At 64.7% G+C, this 23,377-nt stretch carries 23 protein-coding genes and 1 pseudogene; 11 read left to right on the forward strand and 13 right to left on the reverse strand.

Features of this window, described 5'->3' with window-relative positions:
• Window positions 1-477, reverse strand: a pseudogene (locus GPT33_RS03790) (ABC transporter permease); the annotation flags it as partial.
• Window positions 474-1,163: an ABC transporter ATP-binding protein gene (locus GPT33_RS03795; protein WP_093031704.1), complete on the reverse strand. Its 690-nt coding sequence runs from the start codon at window positions 1,161-1,163 to the stop codon at window positions 474-476. The pseudogene GPT33_RS03790 and the gene GPT33_RS03795, both read right to left, overlap by 4 nt.
• Between GPT33_RS03795 and GPT33_RS03800 the strand changes: the two genes are divergently transcribed.
• The 6 genes from GPT33_RS03800 (at window position 1,162) to GPT33_RS03825 (ending at window position 6,634) form a co-directional block, all read left to right on the forward strand.
• The gene (locus GPT33_RS03800; RefSeq protein WP_296805982.1) at window positions 1,162-1,803 is read left to right on the forward strand and encodes an arylesterase; all 642 of its coding nucleotides are present in this window, start codon (window positions 1,162-1,164) and stop codon (window positions 1,801-1,803) included. The genes GPT33_RS03795 and GPT33_RS03800 overlap by 2 nt on opposite strands.
• Before the next feature lie 317 nt (window positions 1,804-2,120).
• Window positions 2,121-3,248: an FAD-dependent oxidoreductase gene (locus tag GPT33_RS03805; RefSeq protein ID WP_296805984.1), complete on the forward strand. Its 1,128-nt coding sequence runs from the start codon at window positions 2,121-2,123 to the stop codon at window positions 3,246-3,248.
• Window positions 3,249-3,260: 12 nt separating this feature from the next.
• Window positions 3,261-3,674 carry a nucleoside diphosphate kinase regulator gene (gene rnk / locus GPT33_RS03810; protein WP_296805986.1) on the forward strand — a complete coding sequence of 138 codons (414 nt, stop codon included), beginning with the start codon at window positions 3,261-3,263 and terminating at the stop codon, window positions 3,672-3,674.
• A 318-nt stretch (window positions 3,675-3,992) separates the two neighbouring features.
• The gene (locus GPT33_RS03815; protein ID WP_296805988.1) at window positions 3,993-5,003 is read left to right on the forward strand and encodes a sodium-dependent bicarbonate transport family permease; all 1,011 of its coding nucleotides are present in this window, start codon (window positions 3,993-3,995) and stop codon (window positions 5,001-5,003) included.
• Window positions 5,004-5,075: 72 nt separating this feature from the next.
• Entirely contained in the window at window positions 5,076-5,399 is a 324-nt protein-coding gene (locus tag GPT33_RS03820) for a transcriptional regulator (protein ID WP_296805989.1), read from the forward strand.
• 146 nt (window positions 5,400-5,545) lie between these two features.
• Window positions 5,546-6,634 carry a calcium/sodium antiporter gene (locus GPT33_RS03825; RefSeq protein ID WP_296805991.1) on the forward strand — a complete coding sequence of 363 codons (1,089 nt, stop codon included), beginning with the start codon at window positions 5,546-5,548 and terminating at the stop codon, window positions 6,632-6,634.
• 53 nt (window positions 6,635-6,687) lie between these two features.
• Here GPT33_RS03825 and GPT33_RS03830 read toward each other — a convergent pair whose 3' ends face one another.
• The gene (locus tag GPT33_RS03830; protein ID WP_296805993.1) at window positions 6,688-7,749 is read right to left on the reverse strand and encodes an FAD:protein FMN transferase; all 1,062 of its coding nucleotides are present in this window, start codon (window positions 7,747-7,749) and stop codon (window positions 6,688-6,690) included.
• Between the two features lie 13 nt (window positions 7,750-7,762).
• On the opposite strand from GPT33_RS03830, the gene GPT33_RS03835 reads away from it, so the two are divergent.
• The gene (locus tag GPT33_RS03835) at window positions 7,763-8,071 is read left to right on the forward strand and encodes a hypothetical protein (protein ID WP_296805994.1); all 309 of its coding nucleotides are present in this window, start codon (window positions 7,763-7,765) and stop codon (window positions 8,069-8,071) included.
• A 144-nt stretch (window positions 8,072-8,215) separates the two neighbouring features.
• Here the strand turns inward: GPT33_RS03835 and secF are convergent, their stop codons facing one another.
• The 7 genes from secF to GPT33_RS03870 form a co-directional block, all read right to left on the reverse strand.
• Window positions 8,216-9,166 (reverse strand): protein translocase subunit SecF, encoded by a 951-nt coding sequence (secF, locus tag GPT33_RS03840; RefSeq protein ID WP_296805996.1) that lies wholly within the window; start codon window positions 9,164-9,166, stop codon window positions 8,216-8,218.
• A 221-nt stretch (window positions 9,167-9,387) separates the two neighbouring features.
• Window positions 9,388-11,244, reverse strand: a complete 1,857-nt coding sequence (gene secD, locus GPT33_RS03845; RefSeq protein WP_296805999.1) for a protein translocase subunit SecD — start codon at window positions 11,242-11,244, stop codon at window positions 9,388-9,390.
• Window positions 11,245-11,391: 147 nt separating this feature from the next.
• On the reverse strand, window positions 11,392-11,724 hold the full coding sequence (gene yajC, locus GPT33_RS03850) for a preprotein translocase subunit YajC (protein WP_296806027.1): 333 nt from the start codon (window positions 11,722-11,724) through the stop codon (window positions 11,392-11,394).
• A 305-nt stretch (window positions 11,725-12,029) separates the two neighbouring features.
• Window positions 12,030-13,139 carry a tRNA guanosine(34) transglycosylase Tgt gene (gene tgt / locus GPT33_RS03855; RefSeq protein WP_296806001.1) on the reverse strand — a complete coding sequence of 370 codons (1,110 nt, stop codon included), beginning with the start codon at window positions 13,137-13,139 and terminating at the stop codon, window positions 12,030-12,032.
• A gap of 6 nt (window positions 13,140-13,145) precedes the next feature.
• On the reverse strand, window positions 13,146-13,859 hold the full coding sequence (locus GPT33_RS03860) for an HAD family hydrolase (protein ID WP_296806003.1): 714 nt from the start codon (window positions 13,857-13,859) through the stop codon (window positions 13,146-13,148).
• 41 nt (window positions 13,860-13,900) lie between these two features.
• Entirely contained in the window at window positions 13,901-14,437 is a 537-nt protein-coding gene (gene msrA, locus GPT33_RS03865) for a peptide-methionine (S)-S-oxide reductase MsrA (RefSeq protein WP_296806005.1), read from the reverse strand.
• Between the two features lie 670 nt (window positions 14,438-15,107).
• A complete protein-coding gene (locus tag GPT33_RS03870) occupies window positions 15,108-15,401 on the reverse strand; it encodes a DUF2934 domain-containing protein (protein ID WP_296806007.1) in 294 nt (97 codons plus the stop codon).
• A gap of 204 nt (window positions 15,402-15,605) precedes the next feature.
• On the opposite strand from GPT33_RS03870, the gene GPT33_RS03875 reads away from it, so the two are divergent.
• The 4 genes from GPT33_RS03875 (at window position 15,606) to GPT33_RS03885 (ending at window position 18,868) form a co-directional block, all read left to right on the forward strand.
• The gene (locus tag GPT33_RS03875) at window positions 15,606-16,157 is read left to right on the forward strand and encodes a DUF2760 domain-containing protein (RefSeq protein WP_296806009.1); all 552 of its coding nucleotides are present in this window, start codon (window positions 15,606-15,608) and stop codon (window positions 16,155-16,157) included.
• On the forward strand, window positions 16,154-17,995 hold the full coding sequence (locus GPT33_RS03880; protein ID WP_296806011.1) for an Hsp70 family protein: 1,842 nt from the start codon (window positions 16,154-16,156) through the stop codon (window positions 17,993-17,995). Before GPT33_RS03875 ends, GPT33_RS03880 begins: the two co-directional genes overlap by 4 nt.
• Window positions 17,996-18,191: 196 nt before the next feature.
• Window positions 18,192-18,449 (forward strand): type II toxin-antitoxin system prevent-host-death family antitoxin, encoded by a 258-nt coding sequence (locus GPT33_RS18865; protein WP_363928987.1) that lies wholly within the window; start codon window positions 18,192-18,194, stop codon window positions 18,447-18,449.
• Window positions 18,446-18,868: a type II toxin-antitoxin system VapC family toxin gene (locus GPT33_RS03885; RefSeq protein WP_296806013.1), complete on the forward strand. Its 423-nt coding sequence runs from the start codon at window positions 18,446-18,448 to the stop codon at window positions 18,866-18,868. The genes GPT33_RS18865 and GPT33_RS03885 overlap by 4 nt, the downstream gene beginning before the upstream one ends.
• Before the next feature lie 39 nt (window positions 18,869-18,907).
• Here GPT33_RS03885 and mdoH read toward each other — a convergent pair whose 3' ends face one another.
• Genes mdoH through GPT33_RS03900 form a run of 3 tightly spaced genes read right to left on the reverse strand, consistent with a single transcriptional unit; the run spans window position 18,908 to window position 23,174 of the window.
• Window positions 18,908-21,019 (reverse strand): glucans biosynthesis glucosyltransferase MdoH, encoded by a 2,112-nt coding sequence (gene mdoH / locus GPT33_RS03890; protein ID WP_296806015.1) that lies wholly within the window; start codon window positions 21,017-21,019, stop codon window positions 18,908-18,910.
• The gene (locus GPT33_RS03895; protein WP_296806017.1) at window positions 21,016-21,624 is read right to left on the reverse strand and encodes a hypothetical protein; all 609 of its coding nucleotides are present in this window, start codon (window positions 21,622-21,624) and stop codon (window positions 21,016-21,018) included. The genes mdoH and GPT33_RS03895 overlap by 4 nt, the downstream gene beginning before the upstream one ends.
• Window positions 21,609-23,174 (reverse strand): glucan biosynthesis protein G, encoded by a 1,566-nt coding sequence (locus tag GPT33_RS03900; protein ID WP_296806019.1) that lies wholly within the window; start codon window positions 23,172-23,174, stop codon window positions 21,609-21,611. Before GPT33_RS03900 ends, GPT33_RS03895 begins: the two co-directional genes overlap by 16 nt.
• Window positions 23,175-23,377: the final 203 nt, after the last annotated feature.

The following is a 23,377-nucleotide window of genomic DNA, read 5'->3' on the forward strand; positions in this document are numbered from 1 at the left end:
GAGACCGACCTCGTCGCCGAGCGCCGCGCCGAGCAAGGGCAGGAGACGCGACTCGACCCAGACCTCGCCGGACGGCGGACCCGTCTCGACCTCGCGATCCGGCGCGTCGAAGGCATCGCGGACGCTCAATCGTCCGCGTAAGGGATAAGCGGTATCGACGGCCTTCACCTGGACAAGCTGCGGCCCGTCCTCGCCGACCACCACACTGCGAAACTCGACGATCCCGGCGGTGGTCAGACCCAAGCGATCCGCCTGCTCCCGGTAGTCGGCCGGCAGCGGGGTCGCCGACTCCAGGGCGATGTCCGCCGCGATCAGCTCACCGCCCTGACGGGCCATGGCGCTTTCGACACGGTCGGTAAAGAAACCCACCGCCGTGATGGCGGCGACGGTGAGGATCAGGGCCGAGGCGAGCAGATAGAGCTCGCCGCTGCGCCAATCCTGACCGAGCAGTCGCAGGGTGATTCGCCAGGTCTTCAAGAGCCTTGCTCCAGATGGCCGGCGGTCATGTGCAGCCGCCGATCGCAGCGTTCGGCGAGACGCGGGTCATGGGTGACCAGCACCAGTGCCGCACCGGCGTCGCTGCGCAGATCCAGAAGGAGATCGATGATGTGCTCGCCGGTGACCTGGTCGAGGTTCCCGGTCGGCTCGTCGGCGAACAGCACCTCGGGACGCGGGGCATAGGCCCTAGCGATCGCGACACGCTGTTGCTCCCCGCCCGAGAGCTGGCGCGGATAGTGTCGCGCACGCGGGGTCAGACCGACCCGGTCCAGGGCCTCGTCGGCGCGGCGCGCGGCGTCGCGCGTCCCGGTCAGCTCGAGCGGAAGCAGCACGTTCTCGCGCGCGGTGAGTGTCGGCAGGAGCTGGAAGTTCTGGAAGACGAAGCCGACGCGCCCGCTGCGCAGGGCCGCACGTCCGTCCTCGTCGAGATCGTCGACGCGCTGTCCGCACAGCCACACCTCACCCGAGGTGGCACTGTCGAGACCGGCCAAGAGCCCCAATAATGTGGACTTGCCGGAGCCGGATGCACCGAGGATGGCCACCGCCTCGCCGGCCTGGATCTCCAGGTCGAGGCGCTCCAAGATGGTCAAGCCTCCGGCCGGCCCCGTAACATGCTTCCCCACTGCGACCGCTTTCGACACGGCCCGAGGTCTTTGCCCTGACATGATCCGTCTACTCCTGCTGACCTGTATGTTGTTGCCCGCCCTGACGCTCGGAAAAACCGCGACTGACACACCGCCGGCCATCCCACCGGTCATATTGGTGCTCGGCGACAGCCTGAGTGCGAGCTATGGTTTGGATCGCGAGAGCGGCTGGGTGTCGCTCCTCGAAGAGCGTCTGCGCGAACGCGGACTCGAATACCGTGTCGTCAACGCAAGCATCTCGGGCGATACGACGGCCGGGGGGCTGACGCGACTTGGAGCGCTGCTCCAGGATCACGAACCGTCGTTGGTTCTGATCGAGCTTGGTGCAAACGATGGCTTGCGCGGGCTGGGATTCGACGTCATCCGCAACAACCTCTCCAAAATGATCCAGCGAGGTCATCACGCCGGCAGTCGCATCCTGTTGACCGGCTTACGCCTCCCGCCCAACTACGGTGCGGCTTACACCGACGGCTTTCAAGCCGTGTTCCGGGAGGTCGCCGAGGCCGAATCCGTCCCCTTGGTGCCGGATCTGCTCGCCGGAGTCGCCGAGAATTGGGATCTGATGCAGGCCGACGGTCTGCACCCGACCGCCGAGGCGCAGCCGCGCATCCTGGACAACGTCTGGCCGGTCTTGGAGCCGCTGCTGGAGTCGAGCCGATAGGTCGCGGCGGCGCGCCCGATCCGAAGCCCACTCCCGAGACGTGTCCACTTGTTCCGGTCTCACTTCCGGATCGGTATACAATCCAAAGTATCCTGATGTCCCTTCCAAACCGCGTCCAAAGCGAGATGCTGATTTTCGAGAGAGCTCGTCGTTTCGCGCATCCACAGCCCTTGGCAGGGGCGCGGTTTAAAATGATATATTTTTTAATCGATTAAACCGCGCCTGCTTCAACGGTCGCCAAGTCGGCCGAGGCCGATCCCATCCAAAAACATCGCATACCGCGCTGGGCGCGGTTTATAGGGTCACCGGAGTCATTCATGCATCGCATTACCATCGTCGGTTCCGGATTCGCCGGCCTCACGGCCGTTCAAAGCATTCGACGGAGCGTACCCGACGCTGAGATCACGCTCGTCAGTCCCAAGCCCGAATTCATCTACTATCCGGGCCTGATCTGGGTGCCCTGCGGCATCCGCAGCGGCGAGGATCTGCGCATCGATCTGCACCCCTTCTTCAAGCGGATGCGCGTGCGCCATCTCGCCGGAGAGGCGACCGGCCTGAGCGCGGACGGGCGCACGCTCGAAACCACCGCCGGCCCAGTCGAGAACGACGGCCTCGTCATCGGCAGCGGCGGGCGCTTCATCAAGAAGCTTCCCGGCATCGAGCACGCCATTACGCCTTGCGAGGGCATCGCCGCCGCCGAGGCGATCCGCGATCGGGTCAAAGCGATGGACGGCGGCAGCATCGCCATGGGTTTCGCCGGCAACCCCAACGAGCCGAGCTCGATGCGCGGCGGACCCATCTTCGAATTCATCTTCGGGATGGACAGCCAACTGCGCAAGGAAGGGCGTCGCGACCGCTTCCGCCTGCATTTCTTCACCCCGGCGGAACGACCCGGCAACCGGCTCGGCCCGAAGGCGGTCGACGGGATCCTCGCCGAGATGAAACGCCGCGGCATCGAGACCCATCTGGGCCACAAGCTCAAGTCGTTCTCGGAATCGCAGGTGACGACCGAGGGAGGGGAATTCGACGCCGACCTCATCCTCTTCATGCCCGGCATGACGGGCAATGGTTGGTTCGACAATACCGACCTACCGCGTTCGCCGGGCGGACTGCTTCAGGCCGATGCCCACTGCCGGGTCCCTGGATACGAGCGGGTCTATGTCGCAGGCGACTCGGGTAGTTTTCCCGGTCCGGACTGGATGCCGAAGCAGGCCCACATGGCGGATCTGCAAGCGCGCGCGGCCGTGAAGAATCTGCTCGGAGAGCTGCAGGGCCGCGCGCCGAGCGAGACCTTCAAGGTCGAGCTGGTGTGCATCGTGGATGCGAACGACACGGGCATGCTGGTCGCGCGCACCGAAAAGAACAACTGGGTACTGCCTTCGACACGGCTCTTCCACTGGATGAAGCTCGGTTTCGAATGGTGGTATCTGCGCCCCTACCGCTAGGCAGGACACGCCATGAGCAAACGACCCAGCATTCTTCTGTCGAACACGGACGCCGAGCGGTTGGAGCGGCTTCTGGACTCCATCGACGAGGCCGACTTTCCCGGTAAAGCAGACCTGGAGGCCGAACTCTCTCGGGCGGTTGTGGTGGACGCGAAGGATATCCCGCCCAAGGTCGTCACCATGCGATCGACCGTGAAGTTCCGCATCGAGTCATCCTCGGAGGAGCGTTGTTTGACGCTCGTCTACCCGAGCGATGTCGATGACAGCGGTCGGACCATCTCGATCCTCGCCCCTGTCGGCAGCGCCCTGCTGGGCCTGTCCGAGGGCGACGAGATCGACTGGCCGAAACCGGGCGGAGGCACGCTGCGGGTGCGCATCGAGGAGGTGACCTACCAACCCGAGCGCTCGGGCGAGTACCACCGTTGAACCTAGCTGAAACCCTCGAAGAGACGTAAACCACAAAGAACGTCAAGGTCCTCCCGACCCGAGTTCTGCCGGGCGACGCGTCCGACGGACGCGTTTCGTCAAGTTTTCCGCGGCCGATCCCATCCAAAAACATCGCATACGGAGCTAGGCGCGGTTTAGGCCGATCGGCCCGTCGGAGGAAGTCGGGTCCGGGAAAACACATCTAACTTCATTGATCTATCGCATCAAAAACACCGACTATTATCGAAGTCTTTCCGGGGTTAACGTCCAGACCTGATCCCGATCGCCCAAGCCCCCGTCCGGGACCCTGGAGGCACGATGTCCGCGTTTTCCAATCTATTGATCCCGGCCGTGCTCTTCTTCGCACTCGGCTTTATCGCGCGTCTGATCAAATCGGATCTGCGCTTTCCGCCGGATCTGGCGAAGATCCTGTCCATCTACCTGCTGGTCTCGATCGGCCTGCACGGCGGCGTGGAGTTGGCGAGGGCGGATCTCGGCGAGGCCCTGGCCGCGGTGGTCTGGGCGCTGCTGCTCGGACTCCTGCTGCCGATCATCGGCTTCGGGCTGTTGCTCGCAACGCGGCGAGTCGGTCCGCTCGATGCCGCCGCGATCGCCGCGCATTACGGCTCGGTCAGTGCCGGCACCTTCCTCACCGCGATCGCCTTCCTCGGTAGCCAGGGGATCGAGTACGAGCGCTATCCCTTGATCATGCTTGCGGTGATGGAGTCTCCGGCCATTGTCGTCGGTCTTCTGCTGGCGAGTTGGAGTCGCGGACGCTCCGCCAAGGCCGACCCGAACCGCATACCCGCGCGCGCCGAGCGGGGTGAAGGGCATCTGGGTGACATCCTGCGCGAGGCCTTCACGAACGGCAGCGTGGTACTCCTGATCGGGTCGATGCTGATCGGTGCGATCGCCAACCCGAAGGCGATGGAATCGCTGCACCCCTTCACCACCGACATCTTCATGGGCATGCTCTGCCTCTTCCTGCTGGAGATGGGACTCGAGGCGGGGCGGCGCTTCGGCGATTTCCGGCGCGTCGGCTTGGCACTCGGCGCCTTCGGGCTGGTGATGCCGCTGATCGGCGGCGTCATCGGCGTGCTGGTCGGACACCTGATGCTCGGTTTCGGTGTCGGCGGCACGACGCTGGTCGGGGTACTGGGCGCAAGCGCCTCCTACATCGCCGTCCCGCCCGCGATGCGCCTAGCGGTGCCGGAGGCCAATCCGTCGTTCTATCTGACCTTGTCGCTCGGCGTGACCTTCCCGTTCAACGTCGTCTTCGGCATCCCGATCTATCATCAACTGGCCCTTCTGTTGGCCGGCGGGGCCTGAGCGACGCACGGCGCGCGGGCACCCGCGCGTCTCGTCTGCCTGTCATATCGCAAGCCGCAGGAGCCTACGCAGATGCACCGTCTTGTCCCTGAAAAACTCGTCACCGTCATCACCACCGACGTGCTCGAGCATCGCCTGGTCGCCGCGGTGCGTCGCCGCGGTGCAAGTGGCTATACGCTGCTGCGTGCCCGCGGCGCCGGTTCCGACGGGTTGCAGTCGGGCAATCTGGAGGTCGACACGAACCTGCTTCTGAAGGTCATTCTGCCGCCGGATCGCATGTCCGGCCTGCTCGATGACCTGGATGCCCTGATCGGCCAAGGCCACCACCTCACCGTGTTCGTGTCCGATGTCGCGGTGCTCGGCCACGAGAAGTTCGAGCGGCCGATGGAGACCTGAGAGAACCGATGAAACGGGCTGCATAAGGGGCTGTCGATCCGAGGCCAAGGGGTATTCGCGGCGACCTTCGTGCCGATCTTGTGACCTGATCAACCGCGTGTCATGATCCGCGCCCACGCAGAGAGCCACCGCGGAGGGCGATCGATATGGTATTGACGTTACTGACGTTGGCGGTTGGCTTGGTCCTTCTAACGGCGGGCGCGGAATCACTGGTACGCGGCGCCTCCAACATCGCCTCACGCCTCGGTATCCCATCGCTGATCGTCGGCCTCACCATCGTCGCCTTCGGGACCAGCGCGCCCGAGATGGCGGTCAGCGTGGCGGCCGCCTGGTCTGACCAGGCGGACATTGCTCTCGGCAACGTGGTCGGCAGCAATATCTTCAACGTCCTCTTTATCCTGGGTCTCTCGGCGCTGGTCGTACCGCTCGCCATCGGCAGTCAACTCATCCGGGTCGACGTGCCGCTGATGATCGGCGCATCCATCCTGGTGCTCTTGCTTGCCTTGGACGGTCACATCGGCCGGCTCGACGGGGCGATCCTCTTCTCCGGAATCATCCTCTACACCGGCTTCCAGATCCGTCAGGGTCTGCGCGAGCGCACCGCCCCCGCCGACGGGGCGAGCGCGGGTGATCCGGACCAGCCGGGCAATCACTGGTGGATCGATCCACTTTGGGTGCTGGGCGGCTTGGTAATCCTGGTGATCGGCTCGCGCCTCTTGGTCACGAGCGCGGTGAGCATTGCTCAGGCGTTGGGCGTGAGCGAGCTCGTCATCGGCCTAACCATCGTCGCCGCAGGCACCTCGCTGCCTGAGTTGGCTACATCTGTCGTTGCCAGCATCCGCGGAGAGCGCGATATCGCGGTCGGCAACGTCGTCGGGAGCAACGTCTTCAACCTGCTTGCGGTACTGGGGCTCGCCAGCCTCGTTTCGCCCTCGGGGATCGCCGTCGCCGAACAGGCGCTCCGGTTTGACCTCCCGGTGATGGTGGCGGTGGCAATTGCCTGTTTGCCGATCTTCGTGACCGGACGCGAGATCGCCCGCTGGGAAGGCGGGCTCTTCTTCGCCTATTACCTGGCCTATACGGCCTACGTGGTGATGGCGGCCATGCACCACGCCGCGCTTGATCTCTACGGCACGGCGATGCTCTGGTTCGTCCTGCCGCTCACCGGAATCACGCTCGCGGTCCTGTTCGCCAGGGATCACGTCAACGGCCGACGCAAGGCCAACGGCGGTTAGGAGTCCGGCATCGGCGTCGATGGCCTTGGTTCGGAAGAGCGTGGATGTCCAGGTCATTCGGGCTGCTCCGCTGTGCCGGCTGCTCGCTCTTCCGGCATCGATCGGGCGAGATAGGCATCGAATGCCGGGGTTGCGACGCCGCGGAACGCATCGCCGTCGCGGACAATCAAATAGGCCGCAATCCCCTGCGAGTCGGCAAGCGCCGGCGCACGCTGCTCGCCGAGCACCATGAAGGCGGTGGCAAGTCCGTCGACGACGATCGCGCGCTCGCCCACAACCGTCGCCGAGCCCAGATTGCGCTCGACCGGAGCACCCGTCGCGGGATCGATCTCGTGCGAATAGCGTTTGCCGTCCTTCACGAAGAAGTTGCGGTAGTCACCCGAGGTCGAGATGGCCCGGTCGGAGACCGGGACGATCCGGTGCACGGCGCGCCGATCCGCCAGCGGCTCCTCGATTGCGATCGCCCAGGGTTGTGCCTTGGCGTTGAGCCCCTTCGCGCGGATGGTGCCGGCCACCGCAACCATGTAATCAGCCACGCCCCGCGCATCGAGATCCGCCGCGACCCGGTCGGCACCATAGCCTTCCCCGAGCGCGGAGAGATCGATGTAGACATCACCCCGAGTCTTGCGGATGGCCGGCGGGGACGCGCGCAGCTCCAGCTTGCGCCACCCGACGCGTTCGCGCGCGGCCTGAATCTGCTCGGAGGTGGGAAGCTCCTCCGGTCGTGCGTCCGGCCCGAAGCCCCAGAGGTTGACCAAGGGGCCGACCGTGATATCGAAGGCACCGTCGCTCAACTCAGCGATGCGCAGGCCTTCCGCGACCACCGCATGAAGCTCGGGCGAGACGGGGATCCAATCCGTGCCGGGATTCGCGTTGAGCCGGGACAGCTCGGAGGTCGGCTCGTAGGTCGAGATCTCGGCGATCACCCGATCGAGGACCGACTCCACCGCGAGCTTGAGCGCATCTGCGGTCATCCCGACCGGAGGGCGGGCGACCTTGACCGAGTAGTAGGTACCCATCGTCGGTCCTTCGATCTCGATCGAAGGGACGGCACGCTCGCCGCAGCCGGACAACAGCAACGCGCCTAAGGTCATCAGCACGGGAAAGGGACCCATATCAGATCACCTCATGAAGGAAGAATTGCTCGTGACGACGGGCGCGACCCTGAACACCTCGGCCCCGGACCGATGGCAGCAGGAGGGTAACACCCGCTCCGAAACACGCGCCGACGCGCGATACGGATCACACGCCGCTTGCGAACGCTGCGACGGAGACCAATTGCTCGAGCAGACCCGCCGGTTCCTGCTGAGGCTGCTTGGCGGAGATGCTCGGCGGGATTGCGGCCTTCGGTCTGGTGGGGCTCTTCGCCCCATCCTGATCGCCATCCTGCTGGCCGTATGGCGCGAATGGATCGCCGAGCCGACGCCCGGGGACTGAGCTTCGGCCGGCCGGCGTACGCGCCGCCGCCGCACCCGACCCGTCTGGGCCGTCATCCGAGCATCGGGACGGCCGACCCAGCGTTGCTTGCACGTCGAGGGCATCACGCCGCGCATCTCCGGCGCGATCAGCACGCGGCATGACTCAAGGCAGGGTGTTGCCGGCCTCGGCACCTTCTTTCGGAACCGGCAGGAGGTCCGCGCGACTCACCCCGAGCATGATCACCGTGGCGGTGGCGATGAAAACGGTGGAGTAGGTTCCGACAAACACCCCGATGATCAGCGCAAGCGAGAAGCCGCTGAGAGCCTCGCCGCCGAAGATGTACAGTGAGATGAGAACAAGCAGGGTCGTGCCGGAGGTAATAATGGTCCGCGACATGGTCTGGTTGATCGCCATGTTGGTGATCTCGATCACCGTTCCCTTGCGGATCTTGCGGAAACTCTCTCGAACGCGATCGAAAATAACGATGGTGTCGTTCAGCGAGTACCCGATGACGGCGAGAACCGCCGCCAAAACCGTGAGATCAAACGGGAGCTGAAAGAGCGAAAAGACCCCGACGACGAAGAAGGCATCGTGCATGGTGGCCGCGATGGCACCGATAGCGAAGCGCCACTCGAAGCGCAAGGCCACGTAGATCAAGATGCCGATCAGCGCGAAGAGCACCGCCAGGCCACCTTGCTCACGAAGCTCCTCCCCGACTTGCGGGCCGACGAACTCGACGCGTCGGAGCTCGACCTGTCCTCCGACAGCCTCGCTGAGCGCCTTGAAGACCTCCTCGCTGAGTTGCGCGCTCGCCTCTTCGCCTTCCTGCGGTGCGAGCCGGATCATGACGTCGGTGAGGGCACCGAAATGCTGAATGGTTGCCCCGGTAAAACCTTTGGCCTCGAGTGCGGCGCGTACATCGCTCAGCTCGGCCGGGTTCTGGTAACCCACCTCGAGCACGGTACCGCCGGTGAAGTCCAGACCAAGGTTGAATCCGCGTATGAGCATCGACAGAAGAAAGATCACCATCAACGCACCGGACACGATGACCCACGGTCGGCGCATGCCCATGAAGTCGATATTCAGCTCGTTGATGACACTCAGGTCTCTCATCGGAATCGCCCTTGATTTCGGACGTTCGTGTTATCGAACGCCCTGGATTGTGATCGTCTTTGGTTAAATCGCGTTCGGCTCGGCAGCCATCGACACGCCTCGGAGCAGAACGCGATTAAAACCATTAAGGTGTTTTCGCTTGAACCGCGTCGACGCCGCGACCTCGTGCGGACTCGACAGCGCACCCCGCACCGAGGCAGCGAGCCGGCCGAGGACGTGGTTCAAATGGCCAACTTCTTCACGCGCCGTCCGCCGTAGATCAGATTGATCATTGCACGCGAGCCGTAGAGGGCGGTGAACATCGAGGTCAAGATGCCGATGACCAGCGTCACGGCGAATCCCTTGATCGGCCCCGTCCCGAAACTGAACAACACGATGGCGGCAATGAGGGTCGTCACGTTCGCGTCGACGATACTCGAGAGTGCCTTGTCATACCCCGCATGGATACTTGCCTGCGGAGTACTTCCGTTACGGATCTCCTCGCGTATTCGTTCGTAGATGAGCACGTTGGCATCGACCGCCATACCGACGGTCAAGACAATTCCGGCGATTCCGGGCAAGGTCAGGGTCGCCTGCAACATGGACAGGATCGCGACGATCATGATCACGTTGGCGACCAGGACGACATTCGCCACCAAGCCGAAGACGCGGTAATAGAGCACCATGAAGAGCAGGACCAGCGCCAAACCCACCATGACCGACATGAAGCCTTGGTCGATGTTGTCCTGACCGAGACTAGGACCGATGGTTCGCTCCTCGACGATCTGGATCGGGGCGGCCAAGGCACCCGAGCGCAGCAGGAGCGCGAGGTTGTGCGCCTCGTCGCTGCTGTCCAACCCGGTGGTCTGAAAGCGCCGCCCGAAGGGCTCGCGAATGGTCGCGACACTGATCACCTCTTCGACCTTGCGGGTTCGCTTGACCGCCTCGCCGTCGACAACCTCGGTGGTGGTCACGTTCTCGATGAAGACCACGGCCATCGGCTTGCCGACGTTTTCGGTCGTCATGGTCCGCATCCGCCGTGCGCCCTGGCCGTCGAGGTTTACGAAGACCGCGGGACTTCCACTCTGGCTGTCGAAGCCGGCGGAGGCGTCGGTGATCTGGTCGCCCGTGACGATCACGCGACGGTTCAGCAGGATCGGCTTCCCGTCACGTTCGCGGTAGAGCCGGCTGCCGACGGGAACACGGCCATCGAGGGCATCGGCGACGCTGTGTTCGGTGTCGACGAGGCGATATTCGAGGGTCGCGGTTGCACCCAGCAGCTCTTTCAGGCGCCCCGGATCCTGCGCGCCGGGCAACTGGACCACGATGCGGCGATCGCCCTGTCGGGCAATACTGGGCTCGGCCACACCGAGCGCATTCACGCGATTACGCAGCGTCGTGATGTTCTGCTGCAAGGCGAAGGTGCGGACCTCTTCCTGTTGGGCCGGGGGTAGGCTCGCCGCGATGACGAAATCGCCGCCTTCGTCGAGGGGCTGTATGTCGAGATCCCGGAACTCGCTGCTCAGCGCTCGTTGAGCATCGTCGCGCATCGCTGCATCGTTGAACTTGATCAGGATGCGCGAGCCATCGCGTGCAACGGTCAAGTAGCGGATCTTGCGGTCCCGCAGCTCGGTGCGGATGTCGCCGACATAGCGCTCGAGCGCCTGGTCGAGGGCCGCCTCCATGTCCACATCGATCACGACATGGATGCCGCCGCGCAGATCGAGCCCCATCGACATGGGATTGAGGCCGAGAAACCGCACCCAGCCCGGCAGGTCTGCCGACAAGGTCAGGGCGGTGCGGTAACGCTCCGAGAGGGTCCGCTCGATTGCATCCTGCCCCGCCAACTGATCGGCCGAGGAGGCGAAACGCACCAACAGCTTGCCGCCTTCGCGCGTCTCGATGTCCTTCACGGGAACACCGGCGGTTTCGAGTGCCGCTCGCACCTCGGCAAGACTGGCCTCGGTCACCTCGGAGCCACGCGCGGCGGTGATCTCGATCGACGGGTCCTGAGAGAAGAGGTTCGGAACCGCAAGGAGCAAGGCGCCGAGAACGACGCCCAGGATCAGCAGATTCTTCCACAAGGGGTATTGATTCATTGCAATTCCAGTCGCAACAGCGGGCGCGATCGGGGATGGGCCGGACACCGGCCGGCGCCAATGAGGGCGCCCGCGCCCTGAGCCGGAGGAATCCGGTCAAGACGCCGCGGCGCCGGAGGCACCGCGGCCGAGGTGCGGGCGAAGGGCTTACAGATCTTTCAGCGTTCCTTTCGGCATCACGGACTCAACCGAGCTGCGCCGGATCTTCACCGCGACACCGTCGGCGATGTCGAGGAGTGCAAAGTTGTCCCCGATCTCGGCGATGCGCCCGGCGATCCCGCCGATCGTGACGACCTCGTCACCCTTCGCCAAGGACTCCACCATCTTGCGATGCTCCTTCTGACGCTTGGACTGCGGACGGATCAGGAGAAAATAGAAGACGACCGCAAACAACACCAACGGAAGCAGGGCCAGAAAAGGATCACCTGCGGTGGCGGCGGCCTCGCCTTGGGCGACGGCATCGGAAATCAGAAAGCTCATCATTTATTGCCTATGGTCTGTGGATCGCCCGGTCGCGATCCGGCGGTTTGGACGAGGACGGGGCCGAAAAGGGCCGCTCAACCTCTGGAAAACTCGGCGCCGAATTATGGCATAGCGCGGAGCAAGTTGCAGCGTCGGGCAAGACGCGTCCATCGCGACGGGCCTAAACCACGCACCCGCTGAATGTCGTGGCTGCAGCAAACGTCGAACTCACTCGAACATTCCCATCTCGCTCTGGACGCGGTTTAGTTTCGAGATCGGCCCGACGTCGGCGCGCACCTTCACCTTAGGGGACGCGCCTTCGATCAAGCTGGGCCGGGTGTTGCGCGCAGCGCTTGGAACTCCCCGACGAAGGCCGCGAAGCGGCCTGCTGCGATGGCCTCGCGCAGACCGCGCATCAGTGTTTGGTAGTAGTGGAGATTGTGAATCGTCTGCAGACGCGCGCCGAGGATCTCCTTGCACTTGTCCAGGTGGTGCAGATAGGCGCGGCTGTAATGGCGGCAACAGTAGCAATCGCAGAGCGGATCCACCGGACCCTCGTCGGTGCGATTCGCAGCGTTGCGGATCCGGACCTTGCCTTGGTGGGTAAAGAGGTCGCCGTTGCGCGCGTTGCGGGTCGGCATGACGCAGTCGAACATGTCGATGCCGCGCCCGACGGCGGCAACGATATCCTCGGGCGTGCCCACGCCCATCAGGTAGCGCGGACGATCCGTCGGCAGCTTGTCGGCGAGAAAATCGAGGATGCGCAGACGCTCGGCCTCGGTTTCGCCGACCGACAACCCGCCGACCGCATAGCCGTCGAAGCCGATGGTCATCAGCCCGTCCATGGATTCGGCGCGCGGCCCTTCGTGCATACCGCCTTGGACGATGCCGAAAAGGGCCGAGGGATTGTCTCCGTGGGCCTCGCGCGAGCGTGCCGCCCAGCGCAGCGAGAGCGCCATCGAGGCCCGCGCCTGCGCCTCGTCGGCGGGATAGGGCGTGCACTCGTCGAAGATCATGACGATATCGGAGCCGAGCGAGCGCTGGACCTGCATGGAGATCTCGGGGCTCAGGAACACAGGACTGCCGTCGACCGGCGAGCGAAAGTGCACGCCCTCCTCGGTGATCTTGCGCAGCTCGCCTAGGCTGAAGACCTGGAATCCGCCCGAATCCGTGAGGATGGGGCGCTCCCAGTGCATGAAGGCGTGCAGATCGCCGCAGCGGCGGATGATCTCGGTGCCGGGACGAAGCATCAGATGGAAGGTGTTGCCTAAGACGATCTCGGCGCCGAGATCGGTCAGCTCCTCCGGGGTCATTGCCTTGACAGTCCCGTAGGTCCCCACCGGCATGAATGCGGGGGTCTCCACCGTCCCGCGCGTGAAGCGCAAACGGCCGCGCCGGGCCAATCCGTCGTTGGCCAGGAGTTCGAAATCCATGCGTGCTTACCTCGGGTCGCGCCGTGGCTCGGCGTCGAGCCATTCCAGGAGTTGATGAAGCGTGGTCACCGTCAGAGCCGGAGGCGCCAGCTCGTCCGGCCAGGTCCGCCCGTATCGATTCACCCAGACCGCGGTCATCCCGACCGCCCGTGCCCCTTCGACATCCATCCAGGGATCGTCGCCGAGGTGCAGGCACTCGCCGGGCGCACAGCCTGCATGCTCGAGTGCGCTGACAAACAGCGCCGGATGAGGCTTGGCGGCGCCCGCATCGGCGGCCGTAATGCTGCGCTCGAACAGCCCGCGCAAGGGTGTCGCCTCGGGGTTGGCGGTGCCGTTGGTGAGCGACACCAGGCGGTAACGCGCGGACAGCGCCCGCAGGACGGGGGACACGTCATCGAACGGCTCGACACGATTGCGATGCTCGTCGAACAGCGCCAAGGCCTCCTCGGCCAATCCTACCGCATAATCGAACGACTCCAGCAGCATGGCCAACGAGCGGCGGCGGATCTGGCCCAGGTCATGCGCGATCTCGGGCATGGCGTCCATCAGCTCGCGACGGTGACGGCGCATGCTTGCCAGATCGTGGGCCTCGGCCAGACGCGGCGCATGCTGGCGCAGCCAGGCATGGAAGGCGTCCTCGGCGGCCTGAATCACGGGTACGCAAGGCCAGACCGTATCGTCCAGATCCAGGGTGATAAGTCGAATAGACGGAGCGGGCATGAGGCTATCCTGCGCCGGTCGTGTCGATTCGTCGACCGCGATCACTCGACCAGCAATGCCGCATGACGCGCCCGCAGCTTGGCGAGCTTGGGCGAGATGACGACCTGACAGTAGCCCTGGCTAGGATTGCGGCGGTAATAGTCCTGATGATATGCCTCGGCCGGATAGAAGGGCGGGACGGGCTCGACCTGCGTCACGATCGGGGCCGACCAGATGCCTTCCGCGGTCAGCCGCGCGATCACCCGTTCCGCGATCTCGCGTTGCACATCCGAATGATAAAAGATCACCGATCGGTACTGGCTGCCGACATCGGCACCCTGCCGGTTCAGCGTCGTCGGGTCGTGGATCGTGAAGAAGACCTCGAGGAGTGTTTCGAAGTCGATCCGGGTATCGTCGAAGCCGATCTCGACCACCTCTGCATGGCCGGTCGTGCCCGTGCAGACTTGATGATAAGTCGGCTGCGCGCCGGGGCCTCCGGCATATCCGGAGACTACGGACTGCACCCCTTCGACGCCTTGAAAGGCCGCCTCCAAGCACCAAAAGCACCCGCCGCCGAGTGTCGCTGTTTCAATCGCCATCGCTCTTCGCTCCCGTTGTGCTCCGTAACCGCGCCGTGGCTCACCGAGGCCACGTGCCAGTCACCCGTTTGACCCTCGTCTCCGCCCGAGAGTTGGGGGCGAAGCCGGTCCCGCAACAGCGTTCTCCGGAGATCCACCTGTCGGATCGGATTCGAGACCTTCAAGAGGGGCTTGACAGGAGAAACAGTAAATAAGAAACTGGTGATGTACTGAAGCTTCGCGCTTCGGTGCACTCCTCCATCCTCCTTTGGTGGTAACTTCAGAGCGCGACGCCCGTCGCGCTTTTTTTTTGCCCGTTGATCGGTCATGTGGTCCTCCCCCTGCTCGGTTTCCCGAGCCGACGCAGCAGGGCGGCGAGGGCCCCCATGAAAGTCGTCCGCCGACCTGGACGCGGTGCGTCTGCTGAAAGGCTGCGCGCCGGCCGAGATGAAACAAAAAGGTTTCCCGGGCACGTGGGATTCCAGATCACAGCAGGGGGACGGGGCACGTCTGTGTCGCAGCCAGGGTTGAAAGCAGCAAGGATCGAATTCAGCAGGCGCATCCTACGCCGCTTTCAGCACCGTACCCATGCGCACTAGGTCGTCAGGAGGGGCCGCGGGGATCCGTCGACGGAAGATGACCGAGCACCACCGTCTCCGCAGCCGTGCGATCAGCCCGTCACCAACCCCGCTCACGAGCGCTCGGAGTGCGGCGCAGATCCATCCGAGAGTCCGCTGCCGAGCTTGAGCGCATTGCGGATCCCCTCGGTCACATCCGCGCGATGCGCCGAGTCGCTACCGAGCTGGTTGGCCAGCCCGTCTTCGATCATGGCGTCGATAGCCTGCTCGGCACGCAGCCAGTCGGCACACGCGCCTCCGGGAGCGAAACCCCGATGCTCGGCAAGAAAATAGGCCGCGATCTCGACCATCTTGCGGCGCTCGTCCGTCGTCGGCGCGCCGGGCGCCTGTAATTTCGTCGGGTGCATCGACCGAGACCCCTGATGTCGCCCGATCCGGGCTGTTGGTGGTGCCCCGATTATGCCATCGAGGCGGGTGCGGGTAGATCTCCCGATTTCACTGAAATCCACGGTCGAGCGGCAGCGAGCGGCGCGGTACCATGCGCACCTCGGGACGACGTGTGCTTGCATGCCGTCCGATCTGACTAAATTGGCCGTTACGAGGATGCTTCCATGGGCTCAGCAACGCCTTCCTTCTTCCGGAGGGCCCTCATCGCCTTCACCAGTTTCAAACGTATCCTGAAGGATCCGGGTTTCGCCCGCGCCGTCGGGGCGCTCGCCAAAGGCGACACCGAGCACGCCTTGGCGCGGCCCGCTGCGCCCGCCGCGGTGCCTCCGGCGAGCGCGGCGCCGGACTCGGCCTTGCTCCTGCTCGGTTTGCTGCAGAAAGAAGGTCGCCTGGTGGACTTTCTGAAGGAAGACATCAAGGGTGCATCCGATCAGGAGATCGGCGCCGCCGCACGCATCGTTCATCAGGGCTGTCGAGACGTCCTGAACGCACATCTGAAGATCGCGCCGGTGCGCGAAGAGGCCGAGGGCAGCCGCGTCACCCTGGCGCCCGGTTTCGACGCCTCGGCGAATCGACCGACCGGCAACGTCGTCGGAGATCCACCGTTCCAGGGCACGCTCGTGCATCGCGGCTGGCGGGTCACGGAGATGGATCTCCCCAAGACCACCGGCGGACATGATCTGCGCATCCTCGCCGCAGCGGAGGTGGAGCTGTGAGTCACTATCGCTACGCCGTCGGCATCGATCTGGGCACCACCCATTGTGCACTCTCGTTCGTCGATTCGGACAAGAGCGAGGGCGAGATCATCGTCCAGGGCCTCGTTTCCATCCCGCAGCTCATCGGCCCCGGCTCCGTCGAGGCGCGCCCCCTGCTGCCGTCCTGTCTCTATCTGCCGCATCCCGACGAGCTCAAGGCCGCGGACCTGGGCCTGCCCTGGCAAACCGACGTCACCCGCATCTGCGGCGAGATGGCCCGCAACCAGGGCACCACGACGCCGATTCGTCTGGTCTCGAGCGCCAAGAGCTGGCTCTGTCATCCGGACGTCGACCGCAAGTCGGCGATCCTGCCGGCCGGCGCACCGGACGAGATCCCGCGCATCTCGCCGTTCGATGCCACCGTGCATTACCTCGCCCATCTGCGCGATGCCTGGAACGGGCAGTTTCCCTACGATCAGCTAAACCGTCAGGAGGTCACGGTCACGGTGCCGGCCTCCTTCGACCCGGCCGCGCGCGAGCTGACGGCCGAGGCGGCCCGAGCCATCGGCATCGAGCACCTGGTCCTGCTCGAAGAGCCGCAGGCCGCGCTCTACTCCTGGGTGAACGACACCAAGGGTGCTTGGCGGCATGAGGTGCAGGTCGGCGACATCATCCTGGTGGTGGATGTCGGCGGCGGGACCACCGATCTGTCGCTGATCGCGGTCACCGAGCAGGACGGGGCGCTCGAGCTGACGCGCGTCGCCGTCGGCGAGCACATCCTGCTCGGCGGCGACAACATGGACCTGACCCTCGCCCATCTGTTGAAACAGAAGCTGGCGACGAGCGGTGTGGAGCTGGATCGCTGGCAGCTGCAGGCGCTGACGCACGGCTGCCGTATCGCCAAAGAGTCGCTGCTGGCCGATGCCGATCTGGAGAGCATCCCGGTCGTGGTTCCGAGCCGCGGCTCGCGTCTGATCGGCGGCAGCATCCGTACCGAGCTCACCCGCGAGGAGGTTCGCTCGACCCTGATCGAGGGCTTCTTCCCGGCGGTCGCCGCCGACAGTCGCCCGGCCGTCCGCGCGCGCGGCGCCATCACCAAGGTCGGCCTGCCCTACGCGCAGGATCCGGCCGTGACCCGTCATCTGGCCGCCTTCCTCGGCCGCCAAACCGGGGCGACCGAGGATCTGCAGGGCTTCGTGGCCCAGACACCGGGCGCAAGCTTCCTGCATCCGACCGCCGTGCTCTTCAACGGCGGCGTCTTCAAGGCGCAGGTTCTCCAGGAGCGCGTGCTCGAGGTGCTCAACCAGTGGCTGATCGCGGAGGATGCGCCCGTGGCCCGACTCCTGGATGCACGCGATCTTGACCTGGCCGTCGCCCGCGGGGCCGCCTTCTATGCCCACGTCCGACGTCACGGCGGGGTGCGCATCCGCGGCGGCACAAGCCACTCCTACTACGTCGGTGTTGAGAGCGCCATGCCGGCCATTCCCGGCATGGAACCCGAGATCCAGGCGCTTTGCCTGGTGCCTTTCGGGCTCGAAGAGGGCTCGGATCCGGTCGCGCCGCCGCAGGAGTTCGGTCTCGTGGTGGGCGAGCCGGTGCGTTTCCGCTTCTTCGGCTCAAGCGTCCGGCGCGAGGACGAGGTCGGCGAGCTGCTGGAGGAGTGGCGCGAAGAGGAGCTCGAGGAGCTCGCCGAGATCCAGACCGTCCTGCCCGCAAAGGATCATAAGAAAGGAGAGGTCGTCGCGGTCCGCCTTCAGGCCACGGTGACCGAGGTCGGCACCTTGGAGCTGACGGCGATCCCGGTCGACACACCGGACGAGCATTGGAACGTCGCCTTCAACACGCGCGGTGGAAGCTGACCCGGAGCCTCCGTGCCGCGGAAATGTATGGCACACCGTGCCGGCTCCAACGGCTGTCAAGTCTGCCGGGGCCGATCCCATCCGAAAACATCGCATACCGCGCCGGGTGCGGTTTAGGCCGGTGACGTCATTGACAGGATGCCATACGGTGACCACAATCAAGTAGCCTTATTATATTGGTGACTACAAAGTGTCCGTGTCGGTTCGAGAGCTCAAATCTAGGCTTGCGCATTACCTTGCCGAGGCTCGCACAGGCCAACCCATTGAAATCACGTCGCACCGCCGGGTGATTGCGCGGCTCACAGCCGTTCCGAACGGTGACGAGCAAGGCATCGGCCGACTACTGGTCTCCGGGGCGGCGCAGTGGAGCGGCGGCAAACCAGCGGGCGCCGATATTCGTCTCTCACCTGATGGCCCCTTGCTCTCGGAGCTGGTCCAAGAAGATCGGGGATGATTTTGTTTTGCGACACATCCGCCGTGGTCAAGCTCTACGTTGCCGAGCCGGACAGCTCCCGGGCGAAGGGCCTCGTCGCAGAGGCCGACGCAGTCGTAGTGTGCCGGATAGCCTGGGCCGAATTTCATGCAGCGGTGGCACGGCGCGCCCGCGCAGCCCCGGCTGATCAGACTGCGTTGGAGCTCGCCAAAGCGGACCTAGCCAGAGACTGGCCTCATTATGTCGTGATGGAGGTTACGCAAGACCTTGTGGTGCGTGCAGGGGAGTTTACCGATGCCTTCGCCTTGCGCGGCTGCGATGCAGTGCAATTGGCGGCAGCCCACATCGCCATGGTGCAGTCGGATTTGCCGCTCTGTTTTTCCTGCTTCGACCGGCGTTTGAATCAGGCCGCAAAACTCCTCGGCCTGACCTTGCCCTGAGTCTCGGCAGGCACGCCGCTCGCCTTCGCGCCGACTCCGTCAGCTCTGCTGCGGCGATGGCGCCTGCACGGCAACCGGACCTGCCGGCGCCGACCACAGCAGCAGATGCAGCTCCTCGAGCCCGTCGCGATGCGACAAGAGCACCCGCTTTTCAGCCGCGCTCAGACTGTCGGGACCCTCGTCCTGGAGCTGGAAGATCAAACCCTCGAGATAATGCCTGCGCCGTCGGTTGGGGATCTCTTCGGGCAAGAGCGAGGCGTGCAGCGCATAGGCGCAGGGATCGATGACGGCGCGATACCAGAGATCACCGACGATCTCATCCGAGCCCTGCCCACCGGAAGCAGTGTCAGCCGAGCACAGGGCGCTTCCGGTGTTCTTCATCTGCTCCGTCAGCAGCTCGAGCACGCGCGGCGGTTTGTGCTCCTCGGGTGTCAGGAAGAGTCCGAGCGCCCTCGCCCGCTCTCCGGGCCAAACCCGACTGGTCGCCATCGAGACCGGGATGGCAAGCAGAAGCCCGGCCAAAACAGGCGTGAACCACCAGAAGAAGGCCGGAACGTAATAGTAGGTCAGCAGCCCTGCCCCGACCGCCAACAGGGTCTGGCCACCATGGGCGCCGACCGCCTCCGTCAACCCGGTCCCATGATCGCCCCGCTGCTGGGGTGGCCAACCGACGACCTTGCGCAGCAGGATCGAGGCGACGAACTTGCTCTGAAAGAGCATGAGCACGGGGGCATAGAGGACCGACAACAGACTCTCGAGCAAAACGCTAAGCGTGGCGCGCAGCAATCCGCCGTAGGCCGCGCCCAAGCGCGGGCGAACGGCGAGCAGCACCAGGGCGAACAGCTTCGGTAGAAAGAGCATGGCCAGGGTTACCCAGAGGACCGTGGCCATCTCGACCACGTAGGACACGGGCCAGATCGGAAGGAGATAGTCGCCGAAGAAATACACCGGCACATCCAGGCTGTTCAAATACGCCTGAACGCCGGTGAGCAGCAGAAACAGGAGCCACAGCGGCGAGGCCATGTATGACATCACGCCCATCGCCAGGTGGACCCGATTCAAGGGCCTGAAGCCGCCCGCGAAGACGAGCCGGGCGTGTTGGAGGTTGCCTTGGCACCAGCGACGGTCGCGCTTGGCATAGTCGATCAGGGTCGGGGGGATCTCTTCGTAGCTCCCGCCCAGATCGTCGGCAAGCCAGACCTTCCAACCGGCGCGCCGCAGGAGCGCGGCCTCCACGAAATCATGACTGAGGATCTCGCCGCCGAACGGCTCATGCCCCGGCAGCTCGGGCAAACCGCAATGGGCCGCGAATGCCTCGACCCGGATGATGGCGTTGTGTCCCCAGTAGTTGCTCGTATCGCCTTGCCAGTAGCTCAACCCGGCGACGAAGATACGCCCGTAGAGGCTGCTGGCGAACTGAAGGACACGCGCAAACAGCGAGACCCGATTGACCGGGACCGGCGGGACCTGGATCAGTGCTACGTCCGGATTACGCTCCATGCGCGCGACCATCTCCACGAGTGTCGCGCCGGACATGAGACTGTCGGCGTCGAGCACGATCATATAGCGATAGCGCCCGCCCCATTGGCGACAAAAATCGGCCAGATTGCCGCTCTTGCGGCTCTTGTTTTCGACCCGGTTGCGATAAAAGACGCGCTCGGGCAGACCCGCCTCGACCGCCCACTTGCGCCATTGCAGCTCTTCTTCGACCCAGATGTCCGGGTCGCGCGTGTCGCTGAGCACGAAGATCTCGAAACCTTCGGCCTGTCCGGTCTCCTGCAGCGACCGATCGATCGCGCGCAGACCCGCGAAGACCCGCTCGGGGTCCTCGTTGTAGACAGGCATGACCAGGGCTGTCTTGAAACCCGTTCCGGGCGTCGGCGCAGCCGCGCGTGCACTCGGAGGTGGCTCATCCTCCCGCACCAGCAGGCGGATAAAGCCGATGGCGGCGGTCCAGAAGGAGGCACTGATCCAGAGGATCAAGATCGCATAAAGCAGCAGGAGCGCGAACTCCAGCGGGGTGACACCGCCCTCTTGGAAGACGCCACTGAGCAGGCTCATGGCCCCGAACGTGGTCAGCAGCACCAGGGAGAAGAAGATGATCCGACGATAAACGGGGTCGGCGCGCCCGCTCAAAGAGACGCGCTTCATAAGGTTTGCCCGAGAGTCGCACGCCGATCGAGAGTTCCCGGGGGCGATCCGGGGGGCGATCCGGGGCGCAGCCGGCGCGCGAGCCGTCGAAACAGACGATAACAACAAGGATCAATGCGTTGCGTCGTCATGGCCAGAGGCGCCGGATCCGGGACGGGCGCTAGACTGCTGGCACGGATGCGCTCGCTGATCGGCCGACCGCCGGACTGACCACTGGGTTGGGGCGTGCGTCCCGACCAGACCCCGACCCAACCTGGAACTGCGCCGCCCAGGACAACCGCACGGGCCACGCCCCGCATCGGTCCGGGGACGTCCGAACCAAGCTCGGTCGCCAACCACTCGTCGAGCAGCTTGGATGCCTCCTCGATGCCGGTCTCGACTGCGTCGGGCACCAGGTTTGTCGCCACCTGATGCTCGAAGCGCCCGCGGATCCTCGCCATGAGAAGTTCCGAATCGCGCGGGTCGCGTACTCCGAGCGCGCGCAGGTATCGGGCGACGCGTGGCGCCGCCTGCTCCCAGTCGGCAGGCGACGCGGCGACCGGCTCGCCGCCGTGGAGCGGGCCATGCACGAGGTCGGCGAACCGTGCGCTCACTGCGGAATCCATTCGAAGCTCCAGGTCTCCGACAGCACGTCGTTCCCGTCATAGAGGAACCCGCGCAGCTCCGCCGTTCGATCGCGCTCGGGTGTCAGCTCGAAAAACAGGCGCCACCCGCCTGTTTCCGGATTGTGCTGTGCGATCGGGGGAGACAGCTCGCCCGAAGTGGTGGTTACGGTCGCCATGACCGGGGCCTCGGCCGGCAGCTTCGAGAGGTGCTCGCCGACAAAATCAACGACGAACTTGCGCCGATCGGAATCCAGGACGTCCGTGCCGGCGGCGCCGATGCGAGTCGCCAGGGTGCGTCCGCCCGTCAGTCGCGCCTCGGGATCGGCGGAATATCTCAGGCGGTAGGCAAATTCCATCTCGTCGCCCGCCTCGACGCCGCGCTCCGGCGTCCAGAAGGCAACGATATTGTCGTAGCGCTCCGAGTTGCTCGGGATCTCGACGACCTCGACCACGCCCTTGCCCCAGTCACCGATGGGCTCGACCTGCGCGCTCGGACGGTTGTGGTAGTGGGCCTCGAGATCCTGATAGTGGGCGAAGTCGCGGTCGCGTTGCAGCAGACCGAACATCCGCGGATTCTCGACCTGGAAGGTACTGATGCGCAGACCGAGCGGATTGATCAGGGGACGCCAAATGCGCTCGCCGGTTCCGGTCTCGATGACGAGTCCGTCCGAGTCGTGCACCTCGGGGCGGAAGTCATCCATGAACCGCTCGGTGAGCTCGCCGTGCATGAACATGCTGGTCAAGGGCGCAATGCCGACCTTCTCGACCGAGTCTCGGAAGTAGAGATGATTCTTGACGTCCATGGTCGTCTCGAGCCCGGGCTTGATCACGAACCGAAAGGCGCCCGCCACGCTCGGGCTGTCCATGAGGGCATAGAGCGTGATCTCGACGGCGTCCTCGGCAGGTTTTTCGATCCAGAACTCGCGAAACAGCGGGAACTCCTCGCGGGTCGAAAGGCCGGTATCGATCGCCAGGCCGCGCGTGGTGATCCCGTAATTCAGATTCTGGGCCACCGCGCGGAAATAGCTGGCACCGAGGAACACCGCGACCTCGTCGAAGAGATCGTCGCGATTGATCGGGTAGAGCAGACGCAGACCCGCGAATCCCAGGTCGTGCGGGATCTGCTCGGGGACCGCGTTCTTGCCGTAGTCAAACAGCTCGGTCGAGAACTCGACCGGCGTGACCTCCTCCCCGTCGATGAGATTGATGGTCACGCGGTCTTGGAACATGAATCCCCGATGAAAGAACTGGACCTGAAACGGCAGGCCGTCGCCGCGCCAGAGGGAGTGATCCGGTCGAAAACGGATATCGCGGAACCCGTCGTAGTCGAGCGATGCGAAGGCTTCGGGAAGCTCGGGCGCATCCCTTTGGTAGGGTGCCTGCGCCAGCTCGGCGGCACGGCGCACGACGTTGGCAAAGGTGAAGGCACCGGGCACGCCGGCATCCTCCGGGGCCGCGGCGGGCTGGGAGACGGCCTCTCCCGCCAGCGTCATCGCACAAGCGACGAGCAGGCCGACGGAGATGCGTTTGAGATCGCAAGTTAGGTTCATAGTCGGAAGCGCCAGGTTGTCCAGTGAGAGATGCCGGTCGGAGCGTTGTTTAGGGTTGCAAATGGCGGAATCGTCGATGCCGGGCGCAGCGCCCGTGCGGTCCGGACAAGCGCCGTCGAGTGGCTCGGTTCTCGGCCGCGACCGTGCATCGGGATCGTCGAGGATGGATTCGGATCGCTCGCCGCGGACTCGCCGTCGACGCA

Origin of the sequence: Thiocapsa sp., from assembly GCF_011390875.1 — a bacterium.
In the GTDB taxonomy this organism is placed as follows: Bacteria; Pseudomonadota; Gammaproteobacteria; order Chromatiales; family Chromatiaceae; genus Thiocapsa.